This window comes from Paenibacillus sp. JT22N15 (assembly GCF_059383755.1).
Window position 1 is genome coordinate 123978 of the sequence record NZ_JBXENV010000014.1, and the last position, 25819, is coordinate 149796.

Genomic DNA, 25819 nt, shown 5'->3' on the forward strand with positions numbered 1-25819 from the left:
TCTTCCTCTAGAAATCCAGTAATCACTCCATTTTCAATCATGAAATAATCAAGAAATTTTTTCTTCTGAAAACTAGCTATGTGTCTTTGAAATCCCAAGCATTGTCTACATTACCTTCTAAATAAAAAAGTCCCGATGACCTAACTAAGCATCATCGGGACTTTTCTAGCGGTTCCACACTACCCCTTAGGAGGATGATATCCCTTAATCGTTTTACCCATAAAACAAAGATGAACAGATTCAAAACATTAAATCACTAGCTCACGTACGTTCACGATTTCCGGTAAGCTCTCAAGCGAGAGTAAAACCTCTTTCGAAGTCTGTTTATCGATGGTCAGCACCAAGATCGCAGAGCCGCCAACGACCTTCCGGCCTACCTGCATCGTTGCAATATTGACATCATTGTCGCCGAGCAAGGTCCCCACTCTGCCGATAATGCCCGGTTTATCGTTATGCGATACCAGCAGCAGATTGCCGGAAGGCGAGACATCTACCGGATATTGATCAATCAGGACTATACGCTCCCCTATCCCGGTCAGGAGCGTTCCTGCCAGCGTCTTTTCCTCCTGCTTTGTTTTTATAGTGACAGTTAAAAGGTTGGTGAAACTGCTCGAGGTATTTGATTTCTGAACTACGATGTTCACATCACGGATTTTGGCTAAGTGCATCGCATTAACAATATTAATGGATTCCAACTGATGCATAAATATACCCTTTACAATGTGACGCGTGAGCGGACTCGTATCTACATCAACCAGATCTCCCGCATAGTTAACCACAATCTCATGCACAGCGCCTAGGGCAATTTGTCCGAGAATCGCACCAATTTTTTCCGCAAGGTTGAAATAAGGCTGTAGCTTGCTCAGCACGTTGGCCGGTATCGTAGGCATGTTGACTGCGTTCTTGAACGGCTGACCTCTTAAGATATGCAGTACTTCCTCAGATACATCAAAAGCTACATTTTCCTGGGCTTCAATTGTAGAAGCGCCAAGATGTGGCGTGACGATAATGCGCGGATTGTTCAAGAAAGGATGATCCGCCTGCGGAGGCTCCACTTCAAATACGTCGAACGCAGCTCCTGCGACGATGCCTTCGTTAACGGCATCGACCAGTGCAAGCTCATCAATATTTCCGCCGCTTTCTTGATTCTCTTCTTTACTGACAGCCATGCTTCGTGCAAATTTTTCATTTGGTATACTTTATCAATCAAGGAATAGTATCATCTTTTCAATTTCATTGGTGTTTCACCACCTTCCCCCTACTCTTGATGCGCTCATACTCTTCGATTAATCGTTCTAAATCTAGCTTTGCCCGCTGCCGATTATGCTTCTTATACCCTTAGCAGATATTCGTATTGTTAGCGTTACAGCGGTTGAAAAAGAAGTACCATCAAACGATGGTTGATCGCCATTTTGGGTACTACTCTGTTTACAAAATCATCTGGATTCTTTAGATGAATCATTAATGAATGCTGTTTAATGAAACGCTTCGACATACAGAAAAGGTGCTTAACATTAACAGCTCAAGTTAACGTTAAGCACCAGTATTTTTGTTACAACAATCTTATTGCTGTTACTATCCCTTACAGGCTGCTTTTGGACTAAGCTTATTTTCTTCGCATCAACACAAAATTTTGAATCATTTCCTCAATCAGCTGATCCGGTGAACGATCGATTAGCCAGTTTTGACCGAACATTTGAAACACTTTAATCGTCGGAAAGTCACTCCAGAAACCGACAAACTCATCCGTCAACTCTACTTTGTCGAACACATGCTGGTTCATCTCCGTAAGATTGTCCAAGAGAATCGATTTCGCGGTCGAATCGCTGAGCCAATCGCTGAGCAAGCTAAATTTATGCAGCGTCATTTCCTCGCTTTTGAACTGGCAGTGTATTCTTTCCCTGATTCGAATGTCTCGGGATGAACTGCCAATAACAAGCTGGAAATAACCTGTTTCAGCGACCCATTTATTATACTTGGTGTTATAATACGCGAAATCCCGTTCTTCCAGGACGAAGTGAATATCCTTGCTTTCCCCTGGCAGCAGTTCCACCTTCGCGAAAGCTTTCAATTCCTTGTCGGGACGTACCCACTTGCAATCCTCATCGTGCACATATAGTTGGACAACTTCTTTGCCTGGTACACTCCCCGTATTCTTCAATCGGAAGGTAACGGACACCTGGTCTCCCTGCTGCACGGCTTTTAAATCCGTGTAAACAAAGCTCGTGTATGACAAGCCATGTCCAAATGGGAATTGCGGTGCAATCTCCTTACTATCATAATACCGATACCCTACGAAAAGACCCTCGCGATAATACAGCTTGCCGTTCTCTCCGCGAATCCGCTTATGGGATGGATTGTCGGAAAGCTTGACAGGGAAGCTCTCTGAAAGCTTGCCCGAGGGATTCACCTTACCAAACAAAATTTCAGCTATCGCTCTGCCTCCACCCTGGCCTGTGAGCCATGCATGGAGAATGCCAGGAACGTGCTGCGCCCAAGGTCGCATCGCAAGCGCTGTACCGCTGCTCGTCACAACGATGCATCTCGGTTGAGCTGCGCATACTTGTTCAATCAACTTCACTTGATGCGGCGGCAGATTGATTCCCTCTAGATCACGCATTTCTGATTCGGCATATTCTGGCTGTCCTACGAACAAAATCGCGATATCGCTACGCGCCGCTAGTTGAACGCTCTCTTGAATCAGCGCATCGTCCACTTGATCATCCTGTGGATATCCGTCAGCATAGGAAAGCGTAATCGATTCCCCCGCAAGCTCACGAATCTCTTCCCACGGCACATCAACCCGAGATGCGGTAACCTTGGCACTCCCTGCACCTTGCATTCTCGGCCGTTTGGCAAAGCTGCCGATCACAGCGATCGATGAGGTCTTCTCCGGAAGGATCGGTAAAATTTGATTATCGTTTTTCAGTAGCACGATACTTTCTGCCGCGGCTTTTCTTGCAAGTTGATGGAAGTCCAATTCTGATTTCTCCACTAGGTCTACAGGATCCATTGTTTTACGAACCAGCTCCAGAATACGGTAAACGACACGGTCTAGGTCAGCCTCGTTCAACTTGTCGCTTTTAACTGCCTCAATAATGGCTTTCGTATTGTAGTGGGCAGGCCCCGGCATTTCGATATCCAATCCAGCCTTCAAACCACGGATTCGGTCATTCACCGCTGTCCAATCAGATAGCACTACACCCTCATAACCCCACTCATCACGGAGAATGTCTTGGAGCAGATGCTCATTTTCACTGGTGTACGAACCGTTCAGCAGATTATACGAGCACATAATCGTCCAAGGATTGGCCTTCTTGATAATTCGTTCAAAGGCACTCAAGTAAATTTCTCGCAGTGTACGCTCGTCCACCTCCGAGCTTGTGACGAGCTTCTCATACTCCTGATTGTTGCCGGCAAAATGCTTCACTGAAGCGCCAACCCCTTGGCTCTGCAGCCCATTCACGAACGCGGCGCCAAGCTCGCCGCTGAGGCAAGGATCCTCCGAATAATATTCGAAATTCCGCCCTCCAAGCGGCGTACGTTTCATATTAATCCCAGGACCTAGCAAGAGCTCTACGCCCATTTGCTTGCCCTCGATGCCCAGCGCAACACCAACCTCGTGCAGCAGGTCGATATTCCATGAGGAACCGATCGCCGAACCCGTTGGATAACAGGTTGCCGGCATATTTTCACCAGTGATTCCCATTTCATCGTCACTATTCGTTTTACGAATACCGTTGGTGCCGTCGTACATATGAAGCGGTGGAATATCCAATCGCTCAACGCCCTTTGTCATCCACATATTTAAACCTGCGCATAGGCCCGCTTTTTCCTCCAGCGTCAATGCTTGCAGTAGTATCTCTGTCTTTTGTTTCATTAGTTGTCAGCTCCTCTTTCCTCATAATCCTCAGCTTGCTGTTAGTGATGTACTTCTTGCTGTTCTTTCTTTAACTCTTGCATATCGTAAATTTTGTAGAACGGGTACCAAACTGCGAACATAATAAGTAGCACAACGGCCAGCAGCAGAAGCCCGTTAAGCCCCGACATCAAATACGTCGAAATCCCAATTGGGGTATACCATAACTGGAACACTTTACTCGGAATTGCCGCCAGCCCCCAATCTAGGGCGAGATAAACGATAATTGGTGTAACGATACCATTAATCCACATCGGAATCATAAGAATCGGATTAAACGCGACCGGCGCGCCGTAAATGACCGGCTCATTAATATTGAACAACGAAGGAACAATCGTCGCTTTGCCAATCGTCTTCAGCTTTGTCGACTTTGCAAAAAGAAACCAGATGACCAGTGGTAGTGTTGCCCCCATGCCTCCTACACCGAGCCAGCCGCTGAAGAACGTTTCGAACGTATTAATGTTAATCGGATCCAGACCTTGCGCGACTAATTTCGCGTTCTCTTCAATCGCTGGAATCCAGATCGAATACAGAATTGGCGTAATGACCCATGGGCTAACTCCGAACGAATAGAGCACGACCCCGATAATATTAAATAAGGTGAATCCGACAAGTGTTTGGCTAATAGTATGCAGGGGTTTAAAGATACTGACGATCAAGCCGAAAATGTCGAAATGCAGCTGATAGATCAATATCCACCCCAAGGTAAGAATCAGCGCAATGGGAACGAGAAAGTCGAACCAATCGACGATGAACTCGGGCAGCTTCGTATCTTTTTTGAACCAGGAAAACTTATTGAACGCATTCATGATGGCAGCAACGGCAATTCCGACAAGCAAAGCTGTAATCATACCCGACGGACCGAACCGTTCCAGCACGAATTGAATGGTACCATCATCGCCAAATGTTGGCTTTAACAGTATCAAGTACAGCGAAAGTCCCGTCGCGCCTGAAATGAGCTTGATTTTGTGGCGTTCTTTTTTCTGCATGACCATATACGGTGTCAAAAAGGCAATGAAAATGCCGAGAAGTCCAAAACTGAACGTTGTGATCGGCGTCAAATCCGGCATACCCGGAATATAATCCTTTAGAATAGACACCAGCGTAATTAAGGAACCGATAAAAATCATTGGAAGCGTAACCATAATTGCTTCCTGAATCGAATCTACCCATACGTTCTTGGTAAAGGCTTCAAGACGCGGGGCAAACCGCTCTGTCATCCACTTCATAAGACGATCCATCATATTAATCCCCTCCAAATGTATATCTCTCCTAAACATCTACAAACTCAGTATATATCGATGTGATAACGCTTTCTTGTCCTTCCTTGCGCAGATCAGGGTTCTTTTTTGTTTAAACGGTATTCCTATCCTAGCTTTGCCTTTAATAAATTAAGGTTATACAGCAAATAACACCCCTGCCTAAGAGCAAGGGTGCTATCGTACACAAAAAAGATCCTTTAGTATTGTTTCGACAAGGTGATCAGTACCACGCCGTGAGGCGGGAGAATGCAGGTATCCTCATAATGCTCTGTATTCTGAAGATGAAATGTCTTCATGGTCGGGCCACATCTGCTGCGCAAATAACTTTCTTCCTCTACGCTCAGGTAAACTGGTGCGCCTAACCGAATCCATTCGTCATACACAGAGCCTTCCTCACGGTTCAGCTGATACTTTGTTACTTTGTAGCTCCCCTGTAACTCCTCCAGCCTAACCTGGAAGGCCTTGTCCCCTTTTTCTTCGAATACTGTATACCGGCTCGTTTCTGTAAGGCCTGACCAATCCCCGCTTGCAAAGAGCTGATCGACGTGCACGTAATTGTACATCAACACCTGTATGCTGCCATCGCTGTTGCCTGTTACGATAAAACCCTCGCCTTCTGCCATTACACAATCGCCGAGCTTCCCCAGCAGTTCAAGCGCATAATAGCTAGGTTTTTTCAGCCCTAACCGATTCATAAGTCCGAATCCGCCGTAAAACAGGGAAGGCAGAACGCGGCTTTCTTCGAATACATCTGTAAAAGACCAATAAGCGATTCCCTCCACCAGTCCTCTGGTGTGCAAGGCATGATGAATAACGAATGGCGCCATAAACATGGTATCGTGGAGGTAGTTTCGATCATAAAGCGAAAAATTCCATTCGGTAATAAACAGCTCAAGCGATGCATTTGCTTCTGTCCCGATCTGATCTATTAAACGATGAATAGTGTCTATATAGAAGGAAGGCGGCATAATCGTAGTGAGCTTCTCCGCCTCTTCCTTCTTATTGGGATACTCGGAATAGACATGAAAAGAGAAAAAGTCCAGCGGTGCTCTTTCCTGTTGACAAAAGGCCATAAAATCCCCCGCCCAGCTATCATTCCAAATCGATCCGTAACCGAGTGCGGGTCCCCCTACTTTAAGCTCCGGAGCAATCGCTTTAATGGTATCGGCCGTTGACTTATAGAAGCTAAAAAACTCTTCCTTCGTTCCGGCCCAACATAAACCTGTGAGGTCAGGCTCGTTCCATACTTCAAAGTACCACGTTGCAACCTCGTCCCGCCCATAGCGATTCAAACAGTGACGCACAAAATTGCCGACTAGGGCATCCCATTTGCTCTGATCAGCCGGAGGAGCAATATTCCCCTTCCACCAAAATATCGTCTCATCCGAGCGCCGAAGCAAAGTCGGCATGAAGCTCAGCTCCACAAATGGCCGTATGCCAGACTCCAGCAAAAAGTCATACAGCTCATCGATATAGGCCCAATTATAAATGGCGTTCCCGTCTTCGGTCTCTTGATACACCATCATTTCGTCATTGAAAATGCCGTGGAAACGAATGTGTGAAAATCTTAAGTTTCGCTGCAGGTCGCGAAACTGCTCCTGCCAGTCCGAACGTAGTCCTTCAAGCGCCCTTCCGGCACCAATGATTTGCTTCCATGGCTTTACGCAAGGTTCTACGTTAACATTTGACCCCACATGAATACGGCTGGGTTCCTGATTCAATCTTTTCAAGGAAGATATATGGGTGTCTCCTTTATCCTCCTCTAGATAGCGGAATAAAGTCTCCATCGCTTGTATGGTGTCGATCACATAGTAATCGCTATTCGGTGACTCTTTGGTAAGAGATGCCAATTGATCACGATTACGCGTTACAACGGTTTTCAGCGATTCCCTGAAAGACGTTGGCGTCATATCGTACTTTTCCTTAAAGTACTTATTAAACAACTTGACGTTAGCGAAGCCGCAGTCTAAGGCAATCTGGGTTATGCTTTTGCTGCTTGCTTCCGTCATCTCGGCCACCGCCTTCTCCAGGCGAACCGACGTCAAATATTTTTGAAATGGCATGCCGATTTTGCCGCTGAAAAAATGAGCGAAATAATGCAAGCTTAAATACTCTTGATCGGCGATCGATTGAAGGGTGAGTTTCTCTCTATAATGACCATCAATATATTTTAAAACCCGGTTAAGTCGGGTATAATCTTGCGGCTTGCCATCGGTCTGCAGCGCTTCGTTCTTGCCGGCGGAAAATTTTCGGGTAAGATACCCTGTCAATTGATGCAACAGACCTAACGAGAAGCTGCGAAAACCTGGCGCAGTTTTGGTCGATTCCCAAACAAGCTGGGCTAAATATCGACGGATTTGGTTATAGTATCCCCGATCTTCCACCGTTTGACGGGAAGAATTGCAGGCAATATAAGTTTCTTCCTCCAATAATGTAGGGCTGAATTGTAGCGTAAGAAGCACATTGTCTTGCTGGGTGCGTTCTACCTTGTGTACGGACATGCTATTTACTACAAGAATATCGTCTTGTTCTAGCTCATACTGTTGCTGGTCCACCAGGAGCGTTACCGCTCCTTGCAGGACATAAATGATCTCAACTTCTTTGTGCCAATGGTAAGGAACATGCGCAACACTATTCACGAACAAGTGCATAGGCATGTCATCCTGATGTTTGATAAATTCGTATAGGTATCGCATGGGGTGACCTCCCTTTCCGTACACATAGTATGTACTGAAAGAGAGGAAGATACAATATGAAGTCACTTATACCTTAGTTTGCAACTCACCTAGGTGATAGTACTGCTGAACTCACCACCATTTCTAGTATGATCCAACCGATAGCGTAAGGGATGAACTGGCATTTCAAATAAAGCCAAGAATCTATAAATACAAAAATGGGTTGAGGGTAATGTCCTCAACCCATTTAGTCAACAGCCCTAACCATTTAACAAACTTTTCCTGGTAGTTCTACTACTCGTTACTTTTATCGTACTGTTATATGACACAAGAACTTCCCTCCCATGGTCACTCATCAGACATAATCGAAATCTTGTATCATTCTTGTCGTGCGAAATGACAATGATTATATCTTCAAGGCCGGATTTGCCCGCTGCCAGTGATTTTGTACTTGTGAGAAGTAAGCTCTGGGAGTCCCAAAGGACCACGGGCATGCAACTTCTGAGTGCTGATGCCGATCTCCGCGCCGAAGCCAAACTCGAAACCGTCGGTAAACCTCGTCGAAGCGTTATGATAAACGGCAGATGCGTCGACTTCATTCAAGAAAAGTAAAGCGTTCCGGTCATCTTCGGTTATGATGCATTCGGAATGCTTCGTACTATGTGCACGGATATGAGCGAGTGCTTCCTCAAGTCCGCTGACCACACGTACGTTCAAAATATAGTCATTATACTCCGTGTCCCAGTCTTCGGAAGAAGCGGGATACATATCAGGTACGAGTTCGATTGATCGGCGGTCACCTCGCAGCTCCACGTTCGCTTCGCGGAACGCGGTAGCAAGATCAGGCAGTTCTCGGACTGCAAATTCCTCATGAATAAGAAGAGTCTCAATTGAATTGCATGCGGATGGCCGCTGTACCTTGGCGTTGAGGGCGATGGCTCGAGCCATTGATGGTTCGGCACTGTCGTCGATAAAAGTATGACAAATGCCGGTACCTGTTTCAATGACGGGCACGCTGGAGTTCTTAAGGACATTCTGAATCAGGGAAGCACCTCCGCGCGGAATCAGCACATCGATATAGCCTTTCAGCTTTAGCATTTCGTCGATGGATGCACGATCTGAGTTTTCAATCAATTGAATGGTACCGGCAGGGAGTCCAAAGGAGGCAAGTACTTCAACCAAAATCTCCACGATTCTTTTGTTCGTATTGATTGCCGCCGAGCCGCCACGAAGTAAGACTGCATTTCCTGTCTTAAAACAAAGGCCGACAGCGTCGACAGTGACGTTTGGCCGGGCTTCATAAATAATGCCGATGACTCCGAGCGGCACACGCACCTTCTTGATGCGCAGCCCGTTTGGGCGCGAAAATTCCTGCAGCGTCTCGCCGATCGGATCCGGCAACCCGGCGATTAGTCGTAGCCCTTCGGCCATCGCTTCGATCCTCTTCTCATTCAGCGTGAGACGGTCGAGCAGGGATGCGCTAAGTTTTTCGCCGCCTCGCGCCAGATCAGCCGCATTGGCCTCGATGATGTTTATCGTATTCCGCAGCAGTGCGTCGGCCATGCGATTAAGCGCCTCATTCTTGCGTTTGGCGGATACATTCGCAAGCAGTGGAGTCGCTCCCCGCGCCAGAGTTGCTTTAAGAATCACTTCAGACATAGAGCACCTCCAATTGGGATATTGTTCCTGCAAGTTAATAAGCTCATTCTATCGTTTCAATAGATGAATGAGAAATCTGTGCATACAGGAACGTTCATTCTACTAAAAACAAAAAAATAAAATCATTATCTTTGTAATATTTTCATCGTTAATTTTACTGTTCGATGAAGTTTTTCCTTATAAGTGGAAGTTCTCGCCATGTTGGAATGTTCAGTAAAGAATTGATCATCACCTCTGAAGGTCATTACCATCATTTTCAGCAAATTTCCTGACGGCGGATTTATAAAATTATTATATGTTCAGCCGAAGCAATCTACTCTTTTGTGCAGCTCCCGTATCGTCGCTTCCATTCCCTTTCCCTTTTCTGTCAGCTCATACTCGATACGCAGAGCGTCTCCGGATACACATGGCGAATAAAGATACGCGCCACCAGCACCAAATCATTTCCGCCCTTGGCGAAACGATCCGCCAACCACTGTTCCGTATATTTAACTCTTGGTTTGAGCCAGCATTTTATCAACGGGTTTGCTCATCTGATTTAAAATAAACTGAGGTGCAACACGACTCATGAACTTCAGCGCACTGCTCTGGCCCGGTAGGATTTCAAAGCGATCCTTTTCCAAACCCTTGATTGCGTACCTAACCAGTTTATCGGCCTCCATTGGCTTTACGCCTTTGATCTCGTAACCTTCAAGAGCTTTAATTAAAGGGGTCTGAATAGTTGGAGGCGCCAATTCAAACACTTTAATATTAGTATTTTTTAGCTGCATTCGCAGTGATTGTGTAAATGAGTGAATACCGGCTTTCGTCGCACAATATACCGGGAATACTGGATAAGGAACAAATGCAAGTGCGGATGAGACATTCATAATCGCAGAGGATTTCTTCGCCTTTAAATGCGATAAGAATTGGTTCACCATGCGGATCGAACCGCTGAGGTTAATTTCAATCTCGCTACTAATATCCTCTAAGTCAACCTCTTTGGTATGAAAGTTCAATTTACGCATAACCCCAGCGTTATTGATCAGAAAATTCAGTTCTGGAAATTGACTGGTTACTTTTTCAAAAAGGTCGGAAATGGCCTTCGGATTGCTTACATCACACTGAAATGTGTAAATGAATGGAAGTTTCTTTTTTGCTAGATCCAGCTTGGACTGATCCCGCCCGGTAATAATTACGGTGTTCCCAAGCTGAATGAGCTGAGTAGCAAGCTCGAATCCAATCCCGGATGTTCCACCCGTTATAAGAATTGTGTTGGAATCCATTTTCATAAAAATCAATCCTTTCTCTTTGAATGATTTATATAGTGGCTTTGCATGCTTTATTGTGCAAGCTTATTGCCAAAACTGAGAATCTCATCGAACATGCTTTACTTCGTTCGTTTCCATCCATTCATAATGAAAGCTTCCGTTTGCTTGATCCGCTCGAACGTATGTGCCAGGCGTTGTTCAAAGCGTCGATCGACAACCTTCAACTTAAATCATATCGATCGCCGCCTTCGGTTTTGAATGTTTTTTCATGCGCTCATTGAACCACCAATGATTGCCGTGTTTCTCCAATTATGCATCGGGTTCAACCCCCTACGCACAATAGTGTATACACACTGCCATTAAGCAAAGCATTTCTCAAAGTTCATCAACAATTTGGGATTCCCTTTGATTCGCAGTTTTCTTGTCAGCAATGCCGCAGCCACATTTTTTTCCTTCCCCACGATCTTAAGCCACGTTCTGCTATCCACCGTAATCCGAATATCCGGCTTGCCGTGAAAACCGTCCCGAATCTGGAGCTTATTGTCACGAATGTCGAATGTCGTTTGTCTCCTTTCATCTCCAGTGAATGTAAAATGATAGGTGCTGTTTAAACCTGTTGCCTGCTTCGGCTGGAATGCATGAGGCATCAGGGTGATCAATAGGCGGATCGTGTTCGGCCTGAGTCCATTCCCGACGCGCTTTACCGTTTTATGGGGAAAACGTTTCATGACATACGCTTCCGCATCGGAGCCCGGGGTTACATAGATCGTCTCCTCTTTGGCCTGCAACGGCTTTAATATATCATTCAAGAACCCTTTACGGTCTTTCAAAAACGGCCCAATCACATCATCGCCCGCCGGACAAACCGATAAGCAATAAGCCGCTTTATAGTTAGCCCCGAAACTCAAACTTTGCCACCAGGAAGTCGTTTCGGTTATCGGTACTTCATTCCGATACTCTTTGAAGTTCTTACTGTCCACGATCGTTTCCACAAAGTCGCTAAAACCGCCCATAAACTCACGATAATTGTGCGTAGCGCATGAAGAAAAATTAAATTGTCCATCCGCACCGATTGCGCCCACAGGGCAGGCAGATACGCAAAGCTTGCATTCCAGACACGGGTTGTAGTCAATCGGTCGGTCTTCCTTGTTGACCCGGGCATCGATCATAACGGCGCCAAGCAGAATAAAGTTTCCGAATTTCGGATGAATCACGTTGCGATGGATGCCCATATGGCCTAACCCTGCCGCAACGGCAACAGGCTTAAGAGAAACGACCCAGGTCTTGCCGGGAAACTTATCCATCTCCATCGGGAAACCCATAACTGAATTTAATGCCCGTATCCCTCGCGCTTCCAATGCGGACACGATGTGATGGGCTGTCTCCGCTACCTTATCGCCGGTATGATGAAATTCAATATTGGCAAGGGATCGTGCCGGTGTGCGGATCGGTTCTCGATTCATTTTGGCAACGAAACTAATCATCGTCTTAGCATGCGGAAATGCGGACAGAATGTCATTACGCTGATCATCCAATTCGGAGCGTTCAATGGATATAACCCCGACATCGTCAGCTCCGGCCTTAAGACACAATTCACGTATCCACTCATAATCAAGCGTTTCGTTGTCAAGAGTGGCGGATTGCGCAGAGGACTCGTAGTAACGCACAACAGTGGGATGTTTTTTCATATCGGCCACTTTCATCTATCCTTTCTAATTACGTGTATATACACCTATTTGACGAAAAAAATTAATCTCGCTTGTTCAGCTTAACGACATCAGATAATTGACCAAGCAAAGCTTTGTAAGGGTCCTCACCCATATAGTCTCGAATACGGGTTTGCGCCTGTTCCCATAACGGCAGCGTACGCTTAAGAAGGTCCTGTCCATCGGGTGTCAGAGCAATAAATCGTTTCCTGCGATCCTCCCCTTCCGTGATCGAAACCCACCCCTGTCTCTCAAGCGGCTTGAGATCCCGTGGCAATGTGGTCCTATCCATCAGAAGTATTTCGGAGAGAGATGTAATGGTGACAGACCCGGCCTGTTCAAGTGCCATAAGGACAGACAATTGGGTTGCCCGAAGCCCGACTGGTCTTAAATATTCATCATATACACTGGTAATGAACCGGGACGCTTTTCTTAAATTCAAGCAAGCGCACTCTGACATATAATTGGTCGTCCCTGAAAAATCTGAAGTTGAATTATGTTTTCTCATAAATGCGAGTATATACACATATTGTGTCGATGTCAATCTTGATAATCATCTTAAACCTGGACGGATCATTTTTAAGCAGAGTAGAGAACTGAAATTTCATTGGAGGGCACAAGCCTTCTTATTTCCATTTCATTTTATCTACAATCCCATTATCGAAACAAAAAAACCTACTGCAGGTCCGATTGGTAATATCCAAGTTCCTGTCCTCATTTCCGTACAAGAACTTGGTTCCTAAAAAAAATTCGCTAATTTAGCGATTTTGATCGAAAAAGATTTTCTTTTCATCAACCAATTTGGATGGGGTGACATCATTACCTTTAGAATCTACCACGGATACCGCAAGCATCGTTGTTTGAACTTGCCCTCGAATCATTTTCAAGTAATTTTGCCGAAGCTCCTTCTGTTCTGATCTCTCCTGGTCGGTCAAACCACTACTACTTTGTTTCCTGCTTAATTCATTAATTCTGTCCAGATATGGGATAAGCATGTTCATACGCTCCTCTGTTTTTATTTGTGGAACCAAGCTTGATTAAACTTAGCAAATTTGATCATACATATTTAGCAAGCTAAATATATGTCGAAGAAATAGAGAGTCATACTATATTCCTCTCCATTTGTTGCATTAGTTTTCTTAATATCAACCGATCTTCCGTAGAAATGAATTGAAGCAATTTCTCCTGCTGTTCTCTCCATTTCATCTCAACCGGTATTTCTAATTCTTTTCCTTTGTCCGTTAGAAAAATACGCATGATTCTTGCATCTTGTACATCACGTTTACGATATATAAATCCGTTCTGCTCCAGTGATTTAACCATGTTCGTTACCGTAGGCGGTTCGCACTTCAAGTGTTCACATAGTTGCATCTGTGTTACCCCATCACCCAACCACAGACGATACAACAAATTATCTTGTCCTACATAGAGATTAAGTTCCCTAAGAGATTCACTATAATTTCGACGCATTTGGAAGGAAATCCTATCCAACGACTGTCGAATATCACAATCTACTGCATCTGTCATGAACTATCCCTCCGAGTCATCCAATTGATATTTAGCAGACTAAATGTATCACGGTGAACTACAGGTGTCAATTTACCTTAGAGCTACCGCCTATTGGGGGGCAGCTCTAAGGTTCAAAAGGACTTTGTTCGAAACTTATTTTTTGGCAAATCCTTGTTTGTTCAAATACTCCATCATTTGAGGCTGAATACTTCTCTGGAGATGATCTTGGATGTGGTCACTCCATCCTTTTACTTTTTTCACGGTGAAAGGGGCTCTCGTCGGACGATTTTCATAATACTTCAACATGGTTTCATCATAGATAGCTAATTTTTCTTGATCAAGAGATTGATACTGATTTTCAAGTAAAACCATGGATTGAGGCAGCCGAGGTTTCAGCTCAGGCTTTTTTTCAGCTGGATGACCGATGCATAGCCCCACTAAAGGAATCACATACTTCGGTAAACCCAATACGTCAGATAGTTCGTTAATATTTGCTCTGATCCCACCAATATATACCCCGCCTAGCCCCATGGATTCGGCAGCAGTCAACGCATTTTGTGCTACCAGTCCGGCGTCGAATGAACCGATTAACAGAAATTCAATATATTCGATATCCACTTCCGGAGCAATTTGATGATTCCGGTTGAAATCTGCACAGAAAATCCAAAACTCAGCCGCTTCTTCAACATAAGGTTGATTGACAGAAAGGTGTCTGACTTTTTTTCGAAGAATCGGATCGGTGATTCGAATAATGGACACGGCCTGCAGGAGACTGAACGATGAAGTTTGATTCGCTGCCTGAAAGATCGCATCGATTTGTTCCTGAGTTAGGGGTTGAGATGTGTAAGAACGAAATGATGTATGGTTATGAAGCAATTGAGGTGTATGATTCATTAAAATTCTCTCCTCTATTCGTTTATTCCATATTCCCGCATTCCATATTCGTAAGGAATGCTCATATTCTCGCGTAGTGTTTTTCCTTCATATTCCTTATGGAACAAACCACGCTCCTGCAAGATGGGTATAACCTGATTTACAAAATCCGCAACACCATCAAAAGATACATCGGGTACGACTGAGAATCCGTCACATGCTTCAGCCAAAAACCATTCTTCTAAAAAGTCAGCAACCTGTGTGGGTGTGCCTGCAACGACGGGATGATAGTTGATTACCCCGTGAGCGAGAACATCCCGAACGGATAGACCTTGCAACAACAATTTCAAGGCTATTGGAGAACGTGGGTCCCTTGGGTTGGCATATGCATTTTTCAACAAGTCAGCCGGTATTGGCTTATCGATATCAACCAAGTTTACCGATAAGGGTACACCAATCATGGAACCGAGATAACTTACCCTATTGGGGATTTCCTGGGGATTGAAGTTCATAAGCTGTTTCCGACGATTCAGAGCTTCTTCTTCCGTTGAAGCCAGAGAAAACATAAAACCTGCAAACATCTTGATATCATCAGGGTTTCGACCGAAACGGACAGCACTTTGTCGGATTGCTTGTCTGTGTTCACGAGCAGACGCTATATCATAAGGATTGGCGTAGACACCCGAAGCATATTTCCCCGCCAATTCTAGTCCTTCTCTTCCTCCACCTGCCTGGAAAATAACAGGCTGTCCTTGCTCGGAAGGGGGAATGGGCAGAGGACCACGAGATGCATAATATTGACCCTGAAGGTTTATAGGCTGGATTTTGTCCATATCGGCAAATTTCCCTCCTTCTACATCTAACGTCCATGCGTCTGATTCCCAACTCCCCCACAAGGCCTGAACAATTTGTATGCTCTCATGTGCCTTGTCATATCGTTCTTTGCGTTCGGTAACCCGGGCACCGAAATTTGCTGCCGCTAAGGGGTCGGATGTGGTAACCGCATTCCATCCCACACGTCCATGACTGATTACATCCAGTGCTTTGAACTGACGTGCGATGTTGTATGGGTAATTAAATGTCGTAGAGAGAGTAGCAACAAGCCCAATGTGTTTCGTCTCTCTTGCTACAGCCATCAGTGCCAACATAGGATCCATAGGGAACATAGGCGTCTGAGAACCTAAGTTGTTGGATAATACGGGAGTATCGGCAATGAAGATCATTTGAAATTTTCCTTGTTCAGCTAATTTAGCCCGCTCCACATAACTATCCATATTGGTGTAAGCTGCAGGGTCCGTGCCAGGCATCCTCCATGCGCTGAATTCAGCACCATATCCAGAAACCATCTGTAGTGCCAGTTGCATCTTACTTCTTTTTTCCATAACGTTCTTCTCCTTCATTACGGATGGGCCAAGAGTGGAATCACCCTTTTGTAGCGCCATAATAATTAGCCTGCTAAATAAATATTAAATGATTTTGTTCTGTTCAGTGACATTGACACCATCATAAATTTATTTGTTACATCTGCAAAGAGGGCAATTTGAATGAACATAGTACAACTTTTTGTACCTTTAGATTAGGAGTGTTTGCAAACGGTAAAAAATCCGCAGCTGCAATGTGCTTGCTTGTTCGCTGCGGATTCGAGTTTTTAAACATTAAAAGTATTGACGTTCACCGGTCTGTGCTGATTTTTCAACGGCATCAAGTAACTGATGAAGCTTCACCGCATCCGCGAAAGTAGGAGCTAAGGATGTTCCCTCTTGAATATCTTGGGCGAACTTACGATAAGCTTGAGCCATATTCAGAACAAACCCTGAGTCATTCTTTAGAGATTGCGGGGCCCAGTAATAGGAATCCGGAATGGTTAGTTCACGAAGCTCGTTATCAGTAGGTCCTGCACCACGTAATTGGTGTGATCCGAATTGAATGGATGCAGGCGCACTCAGCACGATTGTGCCCTTATCTCCAAAAATTTCAAGTGTTAGTCCTGTTTGATGAATTAGCTCAATAACTGCATGATATCCATAGGGAATGTCTCTTCTGCTTGTATTCTACGCTCGTATAGGTCGTACCAGCCTCTGGCCAACTCAATTACTATTCCAATTACTGTCCTTAATCCCCCTCAACTCTTTGGTCAAATCGGTCTGCAAACTGCAGGCGCAGGCACAAATCTCAGAGTTCAATTTAAGGGAACTGTTTCTGTACAACTCCCCTTAGCCCTTGTAGGAATTACTATTACCGTTGTAAGAGGAACATTGGCAACCGATACTGTTATTTATTCTGCAACTTCTACATTTGGTTCTGACTAACTCTAAATTATGATAATAAGAGACATTTTACTCTATCAGTTTATTTACTGGTAGAGATTTCTAGTTTGATAAGTTCTGATTACACACAATGTCTGGATTGCTACATATCATATTAAGTTAAATTGGCGAGCAGAAATTAAGTAGATAGATGACTAATCGATAATCGTTACAAGTTCTTGCCCTTGGCTCGGGACAAGAACTTGTAACGAAAAAGTACGTTTACCATCAAGCTCAAACGGATCAACGACTTCAAGAGAAGCCGTTCTTGCACCAAAGCCCGACATTAAGTGCCTGTGGAGTCTTTTGATAATTATTGCTGATCAGCATATTGACTCTCTCCCAACGATAATTTTTATTTGCTATCAGCTTTAATTGAGGCATAGCTTGGTAACAATGAAACCGACAGTCATAGAAGGATGAAATTAATGGTCTGTTGCTGCTTTGGTCGCCATATCGTTAAGTTGCATTACAAAAGCTCCTTCATTCGGGCCTTGATTATCACGAATCATTTTCGCTTGTTCCACTAGAACCTCTTCAGCATCCGTACCGAGTAATCTTATTGTTTCTTCAATGAATGCTTCAAGTGGCATCGCATGCGGACTGTCACTAAGATCTGTCATGAGTTCCGTTTGAACCCCAGGTGGTATGATTTCTAATACTTTTACTGTTGTATCTTTAAACAAATAACGTTGTGATAAGGTATAGGAATGGAGCGCTGCTTTGGTCGCCGAATACACCGCAGTCGCTGCGTACGGAACAAACCCGACCGCAGAAGTCGTATTAATGATCACAGCTTCTTCTTTAGACTTCAAATGTTCGATTAATGAAGACGTCATTCGAATTGGTCCAAGCAAGTTTGTTGAGACCGTTGAAACCAGAACCTCTTCATTAATCACACCCGCAGCCTCATCGAAAAGCATGATGCCAGCGTTATTAAATAAGACATTCAAATCAGGGAAGTCCCGAATAAGTTGCTTAGCGGTTGCCTCAATACTGGAAAGATCCTGTATGTCCAGTTCAACTGAAGACATTCCGGGATTAGCACTTATTACTTCCTCCAGACGCTCTTTTCTTCTACCTGAGATGATTACTTTGTTTCCAAGGTTGTGTAAAGCTTCTGCCAATGCACGTCCAATTCCTGAACCGCCACCTGTAATGAAGATCGTGTTTCCTGTAAGTTTCATTTAAAATTCCTCCAATATTTGATTTTTAATTACTTTGAAATTTTATTACATTGTTAGATGAAATCTGTACTTACAATTAACCTTGCACTTTAAAGTTTCTGAATGGACTAACCACCTTCTTAGTATTATACTATTACAACAATAGTTGCTTTAGTAGTTCAATTGTATCCGGAACATCATTGAGGAACAACCAACAATGCGAGCCATTTGTTGGTTTTAAAAAAGGAGCTATATCCATGGGACTTAAAGTAAGAAATATTCGTACAACTCGAACAAGAGAATCCATTTTTGAGTCACTTTTTGAACTGATGGAAGAAAAAGATTTTGATAAAATAACAATACAAAATTTAACGGAACGGGCCCAAATCAATAGAGCAACTTTTTATGCTCATTTCCAAGATAAATATGAATTGTTGAATGAGATTATCCGAAAATCAGCGGAAGAACTTATTCAACAACATACTAATGGTGTGTGTACATTTACAAAAGACAATATGATGCAATTAGTATTCGCAGCATTTGAGTATCATCAACAAGTCAAAAAGAAATGTCGCCGGAACTATAACAAAATTATTCCTCTACTCTCTTCAAAATTAGTCATTGCACTAAAGCATTATTTGAATCTTTGTATGCAGGAAATATACTCTGATGAACGTACTTTGTACGTACAAATCTATGCCAACATGATTAATGAAGCAGTTACTCTGCATACTGCTGAACAAACTAAACTAACAGAACAAAGTATAGCTGAGCATATTGTTCAAATGATACAAATTGACTAATCGAAAACATCGAACTAAGCATTAAAAGTATTGACGTTCACCGGTCTGTGCTGATTTTTCAACGGCATCAAGTAACTGATGAAGCTTCACCGCATCCGCGAAAGTAGGAGCTAAGGATGTTCCCTCTTGAATATCTTGGGCGAACTTACGATAAGCTTGAGCCATATTCAGAACAAACCCTGAGTCATTCTTTAGAGATTGCGGGGCCCAGTAATAGGAATCCGGAATGGTTAGTTCACGAAGCTCGTTATCAGTAGGTCCTGCACCGCGTAATTGGTGTGATCCGAATTGAATGGATGCAGGCGCACTCAGCACGATTGTGCCCTTATCTCCAAAAATTTCAAGTGTTAGTCCTGTTTGATGTTTGACTCCTCCTTGAATATGAACACTGGCCGCGGCACCACTCGTTAATTTTCCAGTAATCAGTATTTGATCATCTGTCGTCTTCTTGATGACTTTCTGAATATCCACCAATTCGACTTCAGGAAACTGCTGTGCTGTAAGGGCAGAAAGTTCGGTAAAGTCCCCGAGCATGTAGGTAAATGCATCCAGATTATGTCCACCTACAATTGTTAGCAAGTTCCCTCCAATCTTCCGATCAAACAAGTACGCACTGGACTTGTCACCCACGCCACCCATGCCATCAATGGAGATCTTTAGATTGGCAGACAATACTTTTCCAACATAACCTTCTGCCAATAAATCTTTCACATACTGAATGGCTGGGGCTTGTCTGGCCTGTAATCCAATCGCATTTGGCAATTTTGAGGAAGCTACCCATTCTTGCATTTCAAGTGCTTCATTCGTATTTGATCCCAGTGGCCATTCGCAATAGATCGGTTTTCCAGCAGGCACAATGGCTTTAACCGCATTATAATGTTCCTTGACGTTAATACTGACGACGACCATGTCCACATCAGGATGTTGAGCCAGATCCTCCATGTTATCAAAGCCGTGATCTGCATGGAAAGCTTCTGCGCTCTTCTTCGCACTCGCCATATTACTTGTCCCCACTGCAGTAAGCTCAAACTCATCCAAATGCTCAATGGCTGGAATATGTGTACCACTCGCCCAACCATTATTAATTGAAGCACCTATGATTCCTGTACGAATTTTTTTATCCAATGAAAACATCTCCCTTATTTTTAAATGTACTAATTCAGCTGTATCCTGTTCTTAATCAGATCAATCACTTATGAAAAAATCTTGATATGTTCTACTGTTCATCTCATTCAACTGTTCTGCGTATTGATTAAGCTTGTCCTGGCTTCTGGATACCAGAGCGATGCGAAAACCATGTTTTCCAAAAGTTTAGGCCAGTGAGAAACCTAGGCCGGGCCCAGCGCCGATTATAGCCATTGTTTTCAAAAAGTAACCTCTCTTCTTTGGGTAATTACACAATTGGAATAGCAACTCCAAATAATCTCTTTGCTCATTCTGATATTAAATCAAAAATATTTAGCCTGTTACATACATAAAGAAGATGGAGAGCTCATGATAAATTCCTCTCCAATTTCTGAATTAATTGTCGAAGGTTCAAACGCTCTTCTATAGTAACGGCCTGTAGCAATTTTTCCTGTTGTGCTTTCCATTTGATCTTAACAGGAACCTCTAATTCTTTTCCTTTGTCGGTGAGATAAATTCGCATGACTCTTGCATCTTGTTCATCACGTTTCCGGGTTATAAACCCATTTTGCTCTAATGATTTAACCATATTGGTTACCGTAGGAGGTTCGCATTTTAGATGTTCACTGAGTTGCATTTGTGTGATTCCATCATCTAACCACAAGCGACACAGTAAATTATCTTGACCCGCGTAAAGGTTTAGTTCTCTTAGAGAGTCGCTATAATGTCGACGCATTTGAGAGGAAACTCGGTCTAACGACTGACGAATATCACAATCCACTTGATCTGTCATTCATTCATCCTCACTCTCATTTTATTTAGCGGGCTGGCTATATCGAGGGAGATGGATGTGAAAATTAACGTATGATGAACTTCCTTCAAATTTTATTAACATAAATAAAAGTGATAGTATATGAGGCTTTGATTATAGCTGGCCTCATATACTAACTTTAGATTTGCAACCTCTTGAGACTGCCCTAATCTTTTGATGGGTATTTCTTGCGCGCGTTCTGTAATTTGGTCTTTGCTCAGAGCCTTGGATAAAGCTTGAATAGCAATGCATTGATATCTAGTGCCAAGTTCCAATAATCAATGGTTGTATCCTTGTAGGACTTCGTAGCTGCAATTCCAGCATTGTTGACTAAAATATCAACTTTCCCATAAATTTCCACGATTTTTCTGACTACCTCATTCCAATCGTTCTCGGAAGATACATCAGTCGATTAGCCATGTCTTCTGCACTCGTTGATTTTTCCGTTTGACCGGTTCATTTCTCCTCTTTTCTAACAATTTATTACTTCTTATACCTGTTTTCAGGGTATGGCAGTTCTAAATTACCTCGTAGTGTGTTGTCCTCATATTCCTTTCGGAATATGCCCTTATCTTGCAAAATAGGTACAACTAATTGAATAAAATCCTCAAATCCTGCCGGATAGTCTTGTCTAATCAGCAATATATCCATAACGCCTGCTCTATACCAATGTTCTATTTTTTCTGCAACATTCTCAGCGGATCCCATCAATGTAGGTTTTGGCATGCGATAACCTTTAGGCATCCATGATTCCATTTCCCTTAGCTTTTCTAATGCTTCTTTTTCCGTTTCGCCAACTATGGGGCTATGTGAAGGCATAATCAGTAGATCGTTTGGTGAACGTCCTTGATTTTGCACTCTTTTTTTGAGTTCAAAAACGAATCCTTTAAGATAATCAAAATCATCTGGCGCCATGATGACTTCGGCATGCTTTGCAGCTACATTCATGAAGTCCAAGGAGGTGCCGGCTTGAAAGACGACCGGTCTTCCTTGTCGAGATCGACTAACATTTAATGGCCCCTCCACTGAAAAGTAATTCCCGCTGTAATTTATCGGATGCATTTTACTAGGATCAAAAAATATCCCGCTTCCTTTATCACGTATGAAAGCATCGTCCTCGTACGAATCCCATAGGCCTTCAACGATCTCTAAAAACTCTTTTTTCATGGGATAAAGATCTGCTTTACTTAAATGGGACCGACTGTAATTGGCTAATCCTCCTGGATTGGAGGTGATCGCATTCCATCCTGCTCGGCCTTTGCTAATCTTGTCCAGCGAGGCTATCTGCCTGGCAACCGTAAATGGATCAGCATACGAAGTAGCTATTGTTGCGGCCAAGCCAATGGAGTGAGTCACCATACTTAATGCAGACAATATAGATACGCCCTCAAACATGCTTAGATAGTGTGGTATCATGCCAGGTCCAATATGGCTGACGTCAGCTAAAAAAATGAGATCAAACTTACCCTGCTCAAGCTGTATGGCTTTTTGAACGTAATAATCAACATTTTCACTGGCATCTGCAGGAATATCGGGGTGGCGCCAACCCGTGTGATTCCAACCAACGCCATCAATGATACCACCTAATTTAAGTTTTCTTCTTTCCATTGTTGGGTGGTCTCCTTTACGCGAGTTCATTGCTCCCCCTGCGATAAATTTAATTCCTTCGCCAATAATTCATGCCCTTTCTTTCGGCTTTCTTGATTAGGATAAAAGTCTGCAATCATGATTTCATCCACTAAACTTGCTTTCGCAATTTGTTGAAGTTGCTCAGCAACCTGTCCAACGCTTCCAATCACAAAACGTTCTTTATTTCGTTCCCTCGCCAGCTCTTCATGAGGAGTGTATGTGTGATTTTTGGCTTCTTCAGGTGTAGGAAACGTAAGATTTCTCGTCCCTGTACTCATCTGTGCCCACATTAACTCCGCCGGTCCTGCTATATATTTAGCCTCTTCTTCCGTCTCAGCTGTAATAACGATCGTCGTTAACATACTTTGGGGTTCACTTAAATACGACGAAGGTTTAAAACCCGAATGATAAGCTCTTAACATGGGAATAGCTAGTTGTGGGGCCAAATGAGCAGCAAATACAAATCCTAATCCTTTTTCCAAGGCAAAATGCAATCCACCCTCGCTAGATCCCAACATAAACATATCTGGAACCATTGATTTATCACCAGGAGGATTGATGTGACTAAACGGGTGGTTTTCTTTAAAGTTACGTTCAAAAAAGGAAAGCAGGTTATCTAATTGCTCAGGAAAATCATTAACCTCCATTAATTCTCGTGATCTTAACAATGCCAACATCGTTCTGCCATCAGTACCCGAAGCCCTGCCAATCCCGAGGTCAATACGCCCTGGATATAATCCTTCGAGAAGAGTAAAGTTCTCCATCACTTTCAAGGGGCTGTGGTTAGGCAACATGATCCCCCCGGAACCTACTCGAATGCTTTTGGTGTGAGCTGCTGCATGCAGGCTCAGCAAGTCTGGTGAAGTACCCATCAAAGTTGTTGTGTTATGGTGTTCAGTGAACCAATACCTGTTGAATCCCCACTGTTCTGCGAATTGAACCATTTCCGTCATGTCTTGAAGACTTTTCGTAGCCGCAGTTCCTTTATAAATATGAACAAAGTCCAAAATCGAAAGTTTTAGTCTATTGGCTGTATTCACTTATCAATTACTCCTTTCTGTGTTATATTTTAATTAGCTTACTAAATATAAATTCGAAATTTCATTTAGCTTACTAACTGTTTACTTGTGTTTGATGACATAATCATAAAGTCATTAGGTTCATTTGCAAAGAGGGCAATATAGATGAACCTAGTACAACTTTTTGTACCTTTAGAGTGGGAGTGACAATAATGAAGGTTTGTAATGAAGGATTTGAGCAAGAATTTATGGATGAAAATAGAGACATGTATGCGATAGCCTTAACTCAAAATGTCCTTTCAGGACGTTGGAAATATTTTATATTATGGTATCTAAAAGGAGAAACACGCCGTTACACGGATATAAAAAAATTTCTTGGAGATTTATCACAAGGCTCTCTCACAAAGCAGCTTAAAGAGTTGGAGAACGATGGAGTTATAAAACGTGATGTTTATCCAGAAGTTCCTCCGCGAGTAGAGTATTCGTTAACAGACAAGGGAAACAAATTACTACCGATCCTTGAAAAAATGGAGGACTTCGGTAAAGAATACGGTGAAAAACCTTAAGCTCGATAGAGTTCCAAACTAAGGCGTATACGCAAACTTATTTAGGCCATAAACGAATGGAATGCAGCGCCAAAAAAGTCATGAGCATATTCCGGCTCCATCACCATTTTTGTCGCCATCTGGACGACGCTTTCTTGGAGAGCAGGAATGCCTTAGGGGCGCATCTTCCCGTCCGACTTCAGTATTTCCTTTCTCCTTGCTGATAAGGAATGTTACTTCCCTACTTTCAGACTGTTTTGGACTTCGTTTACAAATCCTTCTTCCCCGTAGTCGTCTTTGACGATATAAGTGATGCTTATCCCATCCAAACCACCGCTCCGCCCCTTGCTTTCACTCGCCTACATGCTTGCCAGATGATATCGTCACGGTGCACTTTGTGACTTAGCTCCTACCTCGACCGAACTCTCACCGGCTAGTTGTGCCTAGCTTCGCTAGTCATACTATTTAGAAAAAGGCTGCCGAAAATTTCTCGACAGCCCGTATCCTCTCTAACCTTCGCGTGTTCCTGGTATGCTTGCTCAACTGGTAAGTCTTGCCATTAGTTCAATGGGGAACATCCTGTCGACAGGATGAGCAGATTCCCCCTTCGTTTCAATAGATTGAATTATTAGCTCAGAGGCATTCTTCGCCAGATCGTTAATCGGATGCCGGATCGTGGACAGACTGAGCAACTCGGATACAGTCGGCATATCATCCACACCCAATACCGCAAGCTTCTCCGGTATGGACAGATTCAGATCCTTACAAGCCTTCAACACCCCAATGGCAGTGATATCATTGAGGCAGAACAACGCCTGCGGTAGCTGGCCATTCTTGACCAACTGCATCACAGTTTCGTACCCGAAGCTTTCTGTCATATCTCCTGTAATGACCGTCGTCAGATTCCCTTTCTCCTGAAGAGAGCGGGAAGCACCATTCAACCTATCGTCGAAACCAGGAACCTCACCATGTGGATAGGTCAGAATGATAATTTTCTGATATCCCTGAGACATTAAATGGTCCACTCCCGTTTGGCCGCATTGATAGTCATTCACTCGGACAATATGGGCGCCGTAGGATAGATTATGCCTGCCAATGGTAATTACCGGAACGTTGAGTTCCATAAGTCTGGGCATGAATTTTTCTGTCTCCGAGGTGGCCTTTACGATAATTCCATCGACCATTTGGATATTCATAAATATCTCATCAAAGTCCAGGAGGATCAGCTTGTAGCCCATAGTCTTCAGTTGTTGCTTCAACACCTTGGCAAAATGCAAGAAATACAAATCTTCAAAATAACCATCGTATGTACTGTTTGACAGAACCAGTCCGATGGTATGCATTTTGCCGGTAATCAGGCTTTTGGCAACGGGATTTACCTGATATCCGAGCTTGGTGATCGAGTCGCTTATTTTATCTCGTGTCTCCTGACGCATCCGGTGAAAATTGCCGTTCATGAAATGAGAGACCGTTGCAGGCGATACGCCCGCGTCTTTGGCGACCTGAACTACCGTAACTCTTTTTTTTGCCATTTGATGCACCTCTGCGAATTTACTTGGACA

21 protein-coding genes and 1 pseudogene are annotated in these 25819 nt (G+C 43.6%); 2 read left to right on the forward strand and 20 right to left on the reverse strand.

Annotation, left to right across the window (positions count from 1 at the left end; all coding sequences use genetic code 11):
• Nucleotides 1-248: 248 nt before the first annotated feature.
• From AC50X8_RS24950 to AC50X8_RS25015, 14 genes and pseudogenes are all read right to left on the reverse strand, one after another.
• A pseudogene (locus tag AC50X8_RS24950) lies at nt 249-1148 on the reverse strand (NAD(P)-dependent oxidoreductase); the annotation flags it as partial.
• A gap of 458 nt (nt 1149-1606) precedes the next feature.
• Entirely contained in the window at nt 1607-3880 is a 2274-nt protein-coding gene (locus AC50X8_RS24955) for a beta-glucosidase family protein (protein WP_494882142.1), read from the reverse strand.
• A gap of 41 nt (nt 3881-3921) precedes the next feature.
• Nucleotides 3922-5160, reverse strand: a complete 1239-nt coding sequence (locus tag AC50X8_RS24960; RefSeq protein WP_494882233.1) for a PTS sugar transporter subunit IIC — start codon at nt 5158-5160, stop codon at nt 3922-3924.
• 218 nt (nt 5161-5378) lie between these two features.
• Nucleotides 5379-7877: a GH39 family glycosyl hydrolase gene (locus tag AC50X8_RS24965; protein WP_494882146.1), complete on the reverse strand. Its 2499-nt coding sequence runs from the start codon at nt 7875-7877 to the stop codon at nt 5379-5381.
• Between the two features lie 393 nt (nt 7878-8270).
• Nucleotides 8271-9515: a glutamate-5-semialdehyde dehydrogenase gene (locus AC50X8_RS24970; protein WP_494882151.1), complete on the reverse strand. Its 1245-nt coding sequence runs from the start codon at nt 9513-9515 to the stop codon at nt 8271-8273.
• Nucleotides 9516-10003: 488 nt separating this feature from the next.
• Nucleotides 10004-10786 carry an SDR family oxidoreductase gene (locus AC50X8_RS24975; RefSeq protein WP_494882153.1) on the reverse strand — a complete coding sequence of 261 codons (783 nt, stop codon included), beginning with the start codon at nt 10784-10786 and terminating at the stop codon, nt 10004-10006.
• Nucleotides 10787-11124: 338 nt separating this feature from the next.
• A complete protein-coding gene (locus AC50X8_RS24980; protein ID WP_494862770.1) occupies nt 11125-12468 on the reverse strand; it encodes an SCP2 sterol-binding domain-containing protein in 1344 nt (447 codons plus the stop codon).
• 46 nt (nt 12469-12514) lie between these two features.
• Complete coding sequence (locus AC50X8_RS24985; RefSeq protein WP_494882155.1) at nt 12515-12979, reverse strand: MarR family winged helix-turn-helix transcriptional regulator; 465 nt, start codon at nt 12977-12979, stop codon at nt 12515-12517.
• A 250-nt stretch (nt 12980-13229) separates the two neighbouring features.
• Nucleotides 13230-13466: a DUF896 domain-containing protein gene (locus AC50X8_RS24990; RefSeq protein ID WP_494882157.1), complete on the reverse strand. Its 237-nt coding sequence runs from the start codon at nt 13464-13466 to the stop codon at nt 13230-13232.
• 106 nt (nt 13467-13572) lie between these two features.
• Nucleotides 13573-13998, reverse strand: coding sequence for a MarR family winged helix-turn-helix transcriptional regulator (locus AC50X8_RS24995; protein WP_494862774.1), 426 nt, complete (start codon nt 13996-13998; stop codon nt 13573-13575).
• A gap of 135 nt (nt 13999-14133) precedes the next feature.
• A complete protein-coding gene (gene nfsA / locus AC50X8_RS25000) occupies nt 14134-14874 on the reverse strand; it encodes an oxygen-insensitive NADPH nitroreductase (RefSeq protein WP_494882159.1) in 741 nt (246 codons plus the stop codon).
• Between the two features lie 14 nt (nt 14875-14888).
• The gene (locus AC50X8_RS25005; RefSeq protein WP_494862778.1) at nt 14889-16235 is read right to left on the reverse strand and encodes an NtaA/DmoA family FMN-dependent monooxygenase; all 1347 of its coding nucleotides are present in this window, start codon (nt 16233-16235) and stop codon (nt 14889-14891) included.
• Nucleotides 16236-16508: 273 nt separating this feature from the next.
• Nucleotides 16509-16886 carry a Gfo/Idh/MocA family oxidoreductase gene (locus AC50X8_RS25010; protein WP_494882235.1) on the reverse strand — a complete coding sequence of 126 codons (378 nt, stop codon included), beginning with the start codon at nt 16884-16886 and terminating at the stop codon, nt 16509-16511.
• 698 nt (nt 16887-17584) lie between these two features.
• A complete protein-coding gene (locus AC50X8_RS25015) occupies nt 17585-18346 on the reverse strand; it encodes an SDR family oxidoreductase (protein WP_494862780.1) in 762 nt (253 codons plus the stop codon).
• 236 nt (nt 18347-18582) lie between these two features.
• Between AC50X8_RS25015 and AC50X8_RS25020 the strand changes: the two genes are divergently transcribed.
• Nucleotides 18583-19128: a TetR/AcrR family transcriptional regulator gene (locus AC50X8_RS25020; RefSeq protein WP_056033243.1), complete on the forward strand. Its 546-nt coding sequence runs from the start codon at nt 18583-18585 to the stop codon at nt 19126-19128.
• Nucleotides 19129-19149: 21 nt separating this feature from the next.
• On the opposite strand, the gene AC50X8_RS25025 is transcribed toward AC50X8_RS25020, so the two are convergent.
• The 5 genes from AC50X8_RS25025 to AC50X8_RS25045 form a co-directional block, all read right to left on the reverse strand.
• On the reverse strand, nt 19150-20253 hold the full coding sequence (locus tag AC50X8_RS25025) for a Gfo/Idh/MocA family protein (protein WP_494862782.1): 1104 nt from the start codon (nt 20251-20253) through the stop codon (nt 19150-19152).
• Nucleotides 20254-20620: 367 nt separating this feature from the next.
• Nucleotides 20621-21046, reverse strand: a complete 426-nt coding sequence (locus AC50X8_RS25030; protein ID WP_046232314.1) for a MarR family winged helix-turn-helix transcriptional regulator — start codon at nt 21044-21046, stop codon at nt 20621-20623.
• 235 nt (nt 21047-21281) lie between these two features.
• On the reverse strand, nt 21282-21425 hold the full coding sequence (locus AC50X8_RS25035) for an SDR family oxidoreductase (RefSeq protein ID WP_235533108.1): 144 nt from the start codon (nt 21423-21425) through the stop codon (nt 21282-21284).
• Nucleotides 21426-21547: 122 nt separating this feature from the next.
• Nucleotides 21548-22672 (reverse strand): NtaA/DmoA family FMN-dependent monooxygenase, encoded by a 1125-nt coding sequence (locus tag AC50X8_RS25040; RefSeq protein ID WP_494862785.1) that lies wholly within the window; start codon nt 22670-22672, stop codon nt 21548-21550.
• A 26-nt stretch (nt 22673-22698) separates the two neighbouring features.
• Nucleotides 22699-23733: an LLM class flavin-dependent oxidoreductase gene (locus AC50X8_RS25045; RefSeq protein ID WP_046232312.1), complete on the reverse strand. Its 1035-nt coding sequence runs from the start codon at nt 23731-23733 to the stop codon at nt 22699-22701.
• Between the two features lie 191 nt (nt 23734-23924).
• Here AC50X8_RS25045 and AC50X8_RS25050 point away from each other — a divergent pair, with 191 nt between their 5' ends.
• Nucleotides 23925-24278 (forward strand): winged helix-turn-helix transcriptional regulator, encoded by a 354-nt coding sequence (locus AC50X8_RS25050; protein ID WP_081418719.1) that lies wholly within the window; start codon nt 23925-23927, stop codon nt 24276-24278.
• A gap of 518 nt (nt 24279-24796) precedes the next feature.
• Here the strand turns inward: AC50X8_RS25050 and AC50X8_RS25055 are convergent.
• Nucleotides 24797-25789: a LacI family DNA-binding transcriptional regulator gene (locus tag AC50X8_RS25055; RefSeq protein ID WP_056033230.1), complete on the reverse strand. Its 993-nt coding sequence runs from the start codon at nt 25787-25789 to the stop codon at nt 24797-24799.
• Nucleotides 25790-25819: the final 30 nt, after the last annotated feature.

Bases quoted from the DNA above. Each gene is read 5' to 3' on its own strand.
- AC50X8_RS24995 (WP_494862774.1), bottom strand. From the start codon at position 13,998: ATGACAGATGCAGTAGATTGTGATATTCGACAGTCGTTGGATAGGATT.
- AC50X8_RS24960 (WP_494882233.1), bottom strand. From the start codon at position 5,160: ATGGATCGTCTTATGAAGTGGATGACAGAGCGGTTTGCCCCGCGTCTT.
- AC50X8_RS25015 (WP_494862780.1), bottom strand. From the start codon at position 18,346: ATGAAACTTACAGGAAACACGATCTTCATTACAGGTGGCGGTTCAGGA.
- AC50X8_RS25005 (WP_494862778.1), bottom strand. From the start codon at position 16,235: ATGGAAAAAAGAAGTAAGATGCAACTGGCACTACAGATGGTTTCTGGA.
- AC50X8_RS24985 (WP_494882155.1), bottom strand. From the start codon at position 12,979: ATGAGAAAACATAATTCAACTTCAGATTTTTCAGGGACGACCAATTAT.
- nfsA (WP_494882159.1), bottom strand. From the start codon at position 14,874: ATGAATCATACACCTCAATTGCTTCATAACCATACATCATTTCGTTCT.
- AC50X8_RS25050 (WP_081418719.1), top strand. From the start codon at position 23,925: ATGAAGGTTTGTAATGAAGGATTTGAGCAAGAATTTATGGATGAAAAT.
- AC50X8_RS25055 (WP_056033230.1), bottom strand. From the start codon at position 25,789: ATGGCAAAAAAAAGAGTTACGGTAGTTCAGGTCGCCAAAGACGCGGGC.
- AC50X8_RS24965 (WP_494882146.1), bottom strand. From the start codon at position 7,877: ATGCGATACCTATACGAATTTATCAAACATCAGGATGACATGCCTATG.
- AC50X8_RS25020 (WP_056033243.1), top strand. From the start codon at position 18,583: ATGGGACTTAAAGTAAGAAATATTCGTACAACTCGAACAAGAGAATCC.
- AC50X8_RS24955 (WP_494882142.1), bottom strand. From the start codon at position 3,880: ATGAAACAAAAGACAGAGATACTACTGCAAGCATTGACGCTGGAGGAA.
- AC50X8_RS24990 (WP_494882157.1), bottom strand. From the start codon at position 13,466: ATGCTTATCCCATATCTGGACAGAATTAATGAATTAAGCAGGAAACAA.
- AC50X8_RS25040 (WP_494862785.1), bottom strand. From the start codon at position 22,672: ATGGAAAGAAGAAAACTTAAATTAGGTGGTATCATTGATGGCGTTGGT.
- AC50X8_RS24980 (WP_494862770.1), bottom strand. From the start codon at position 12,468: ATGAAAGTGGCCGATATGAAAAAACATCCCACTGTTGTGCGTTACTAC.
- AC50X8_RS24970 (WP_494882151.1), bottom strand. From the start codon at position 9,515: ATGTCTGAAGTGATTCTTAAAGCAACTCTGGCGCGGGGAGCGACTCCA.
- AC50X8_RS25030 (WP_046232314.1), bottom strand. From the start codon at position 21,046: ATGACAGATCAAGTGGATTGTGATATTCGTCAGTCGTTAGACCGAGTT.
- AC50X8_RS24975 (WP_494882153.1), bottom strand. From the start codon at position 10,786: ATGAAAATGGATTCCAACACAATTCTTATAACGGGTGGAACATCCGGG.